Source organism: Ferrovibrio sp., from assembly GCF_029255545.1.
Classification (GTDB): Bacteria; Pseudomonadota; Alphaproteobacteria; order Ferrovibrionales; family Ferrovibrionaceae; genus Ferrovibrio.
This window is the reverse complement of sequence record NZ_JANLJJ010000082.1, coordinates 25,734-29,509: the sequence shown is the minus strand read 5'-3', so window position 1 is coordinate 29,509 and position 3,776 is coordinate 25,734. Positions and strand designations below refer to the sequence as shown.

The following is a 3,776-nucleotide window of genomic DNA, read 5'->3' as shown; positions in this document are numbered from 1 at the left end:
GCCGATATCGTGACCGCCGTCAGAACCGCGCCGAATCCCGGCGCGATGACGATGGCTGATCTGGCCGGTTATCGTGCTGTCGAGCGCGATCCAGCCTGCATTGCCTACCGCGTCTATCGCGTCTGCACCATGGCGCCGCCATCCTCCAGCATCACCATGCTGCAGATGCTGGGCATGTTGGCGCAGTTCGATCTGCCCGGGCTGCCGCCGGCCGGGCCGGAAGCCATCGACATCGTGGCGCAGGCCAGCCGCCTGGCCTATGCCGACCGTGATTACTATGTCGGCGACCCCGATCATGTGCGCCTGCCGCTGACAGGCCTGCTCGACAGGGGTTATCTGCGCGATCGCGCCGCGCTGATCCGGCCGGGGCGGGCCTCGCAGCAGCCGGCGGCGCCGGGCGATCCGCCGCAGAAACAGGGGCTTCTCTATGGCCGCGACACGGCTTGGGAACTGCCGTCCACCAGCCACGTCTCGGTGGTGGATGCGCAGCGCAACGCGGTATCGATGACGGTAACAATCGAGAATGTGTTCGGCTCACGCCAGATGGTGCATGGATTCCTGCTCAACAACCAGCTCACCGATTTCTCCGCCGATGCGGAAAGCAACGGCCGGCCGGTGGCCAACCGCATCGATCCGGGCAAGCGGCCGCGCAGTTCGATGACGCCGGCGGTGGCGTTTAATGCCGATGGCTCGCTGCGTCTGGTGGTCGGCTCACCCGGCGGCAGCCGCATCATCGGCTATGTGGCGCAGGCCGTGATCAACGTGCTTGATTGGCAGATGGATATCCAGCAGGCGGTTGCCCAGCCGCATTTCCTTGACCGCAATGCAGGCCTTGAACTGGAGCGCGATACGCCGCTGGCCGATCTGGCCGATGAGATGCGGCAGCGCGGTCACAAGGTTGGCGTGGGTGAATTGGGCAGCGGCCTGCAGGGTATCGAAGTCTGGCCCGACCGGTTGGTCGGCGGCGCCGATCCGCGACGGGAGGGAGTCGCTATAGGGCGTTAAATCAGGCGACGCGGCCGCAAGGCGGCTTCCTCGACGCGGATACGGTGTCGCAGCAGCGCCGCGTTGAGCAGGCTCCATGCCAGCGCCACCGGCCAGGCGCCGAAGGCCAGCGGCAGCACGGCGATCTCGCCGGCCACCACCCAGTAATTCGGGTGGCGCAGGAATCGGAACGGGCCGCGTTTTACCAGCGGCGCGTCATCCAGCGTGATCACCCGCGTGGTCCAGTAAGGCCCAAGCGATGCTATCACCCAGACGCGGCCGAGCTGCAGCAGGGCAAACAGGCCGAGCAGCAGCCAGCTCGGTTCGGCATCTGCCGGCACGGTCAGCGCGATGGCGGCCAGCCAGGAGGCATGCAGCAGCACGAAAAGCGGATAATGTCGCGCGCCATGCTCGCGCGCCCCGCGCGCCAGCAGGCGTTTGGTGTTGCGCGCGGCCCAGGCCAGCTCGGCCAGGCGCTGCAGCACCACGAAGGCCAGCGCCCAGTAGAGCGGCGTCATGGCAGGTCCATCAGCAGCATCGCCGCGGTGAAGCCAGGCCCCAGGGCGGTGAGCAGGTGGCGGCCGCTGGCGCCGCTGTTCAGGGTTTCCTGCAGCACGAACAGCACGGTGACGGAAGACATGTTGCCATGGCGGCGCAGAACGTCGCGCGCCTCTCTCATCGCACGCGGCGGCAGCTCGAAACAGGCTTCCAGCGCATCCAGCACCTTGGCGCCGCCGGGATGGCAGACATAGCCGGCGATGTCATCAAGGGTCAGGCCCTGGCGGCTGAGGAAAGTATCCACCACCGGACGCAGGTCGTTGCGCACCAGATCGGGAATATTGCCGGAGAACACCACCTTCAGCCCGTCATCCAGCACATCCCAGCCCATTACGCCCAGGCTGTTCGGCCAGGTATGCTCGGCGGCGGCGCCCAGCGCGGGGCCAGCGGAATGTTCGGGACGGCAGCTAATGATGGCCGCTGCGGCGCCGTCACCAAACAGGGCCGTGGCGATGATGTTGCTTTTCGAGCGGTCCTGCTGGCGGAAGGTGAGGCCGCAGAGTTCGACGGCGAGCAGCAGCACGCGCGAAGCAGGTTCCGCCCGCGCCAGGGCCGCGGCGCGCGTCAGGCCCAGCACGCCGCCGGCGCAGCCCAGGCCGAAGATCGGCAGGCGCTGCACATCGCTGCGGAAGCCCAGATGCTGCATCACGCGGGCATCCAGGCTGGGCGTGGCGATGCCCGACGAGCAGACGGTGATCAGCGTATCGATGTCGGACGGTTTCAACCCGGCCTGGTCGAGCGCCTTGCGCGCCGCCTCGGCCAGCAGGGCGGTGGCATGATCGAGGAACAGGCCGTTGCGTTCGGCAAAGCTGTGGGAATCGGCATACCAGTCGATCGGCACGCAGGAATGGCGCCGCTCGATCTCGGCATTGCGATAGACCGGCATCAGGCGCTGGAAGTCGCTCACCATCGGCGCAAATATTTCGCCGGCGCGGTTCGCCACATCGTCCTGCTCAAGGTCGAAGCGCGGCACGGCGCTGGCCAGCGATACCAGATGGGGCAGGGGCTTGGATGGCATGGCGGGCCTCAGGTGAATCCAATCCGAAGGTAACCCGGATCGGGCATCGGCAGTTCCGGAAAACGCGCATCGATCACGCTGAAATGAAAAGGCCAGCCGGTTTGGCCGGCTGGCCCTGCGGACCTCAGTGGAATGCTTACTTCGCCATTTCTAGCACCGGATAATCGGTATAGCCTTTGGCGCCGCCGCCATAGAGCGTGGCGCGATCCAATGGCGCCAGCGGCGCGTTGTGGCGCAGGCGCGCGACCAGGTCCGGATTGCTGATGAAGGGCCGGCCGAAGGCGACCAGATCGGCGCGTTTCCCGGCCAGCGCCTGCTGCGCGGATTCCAGCGTGTAACCGTTATTGACGATCCAGGTGTTGCGGAAGCGCTTGTGCAGGGCTTCGTAGTCGAAGCCGGCGCCGAAATTGCGGTCGCCGCCAGTGGCGCCCTCGATCACGTGGATATAAACGAGGTTCAGCTTGTCGAGCTGCTCCACCACGTAATTGAACACCGGCTGCGGGTTGCTGTCGCTGGCGTCATTGGCCGGTGTTACCGGCGAGAGGCGAATGCCGGTGCGCTCCGCGCCGATCTCGGCGACGATGGCGGCCGTCACCTCCAGCATCAGGCGGGCACGGTTTTCGATGCTGCCGCCATAGTCGTCGGTGCGCTTGTTGGTGCCGTCGCGCAGGAACTGGTCCAGCAGGTAGCCGTTGGCGCCGTGGATCTCCACGCCGTCGAAGCCGGCCCTGATCGCGTTCGCCGCGCCCTTGCGATAGGCGGCCACGATGCCCGGCAGTTCGTCCAGCCGCAAGGCGCGTGGCTCGGAAACCTCGGTGAAGCTGCCGTTCACGAAGGTCTTGGAGTTGGCGCGGATCGCCGAAGGTGCCACCGGTGCCTGGCCGTTGGGCTGCAGCGAGACATGGCTGATGCGGCCGACATGCCAGAGCTGCAGAAAGATTTTGCCGCCGCGCGCATGCACCGCATCGGTCACCGTTTTCCAGGCGCCCACCTGCGCTTCGGAATGGATGCCCGGCGTGTCCTGATAACCCTGTCCTTCCGGGCAGACCTGGCTGGCCTCGGCCACGATCAGGCCGGCATCGGCGCGCTGGGCATAATATTCGGCGGTCAGCGCGGTCGCTACATTGCCGGCCCCGGCACGGTTGCGCGTCAGCGGCGCCATCACGATGCGGTTGGCAAGCATCAGCCCGCCCATGCGATAGGGATCAAACAGACC

The 3,776-nt window shown here is 66.5% G+C and carries 4 protein-coding genes; 1 reads left to right on the top strand and 3 read right to left on the bottom strand.

Going from position 1 to position 3,776, the window contains the following annotated elements; genetic code table 11:
• The coding region (locus Q1J79_RS16080) for a gamma-glutamyltransferase family protein (RefSeq protein WP_300302369.1) at positions 1–1,005 on the top strand (1,005 nt) is incomplete at its 5' end.
• Here the strand turns inward: Q1J79_RS16080 and Q1J79_RS16075 are convergent.
• The 3 genes from Q1J79_RS16075 to Q1J79_RS16065 form a co-directional block, all read right to left on the bottom strand.
• Positions 1,002–1,502, bottom strand: coding sequence for an isoprenylcysteine carboxylmethyltransferase family protein (locus tag Q1J79_RS16075; protein ID WP_300302367.1), 501 nt, complete (start codon positions 1,500–1,502; stop codon positions 1,002–1,004). The genes Q1J79_RS16080 and Q1J79_RS16075 overlap by 4 nt on opposite strands.
• The gene (locus Q1J79_RS16070; protein WP_300302365.1) at positions 1,499–2,560 is read right to left on the bottom strand and encodes a 3-oxoacyl-[acyl-carrier-protein] synthase III C-terminal domain-containing protein; all 1,062 of its coding nucleotides are present in this window, start codon (positions 2,558–2,560) and stop codon (positions 1,499–1,501) included. The genes Q1J79_RS16075 and Q1J79_RS16070 overlap by 4 nt, the downstream gene beginning before the upstream one ends.
• A 136-nt stretch (positions 2,561–2,696) precedes the next feature.
• Positions 2,697–3,773 (bottom strand): alkene reductase, encoded by a 1,077-nt coding sequence (locus tag Q1J79_RS16065; protein ID WP_300302554.1) that lies wholly within the window; start codon positions 3,771–3,773, stop codon positions 2,697–2,699.
• Between the last annotated feature and the right edge of the window lie 3 nt (positions 3,774–3,776).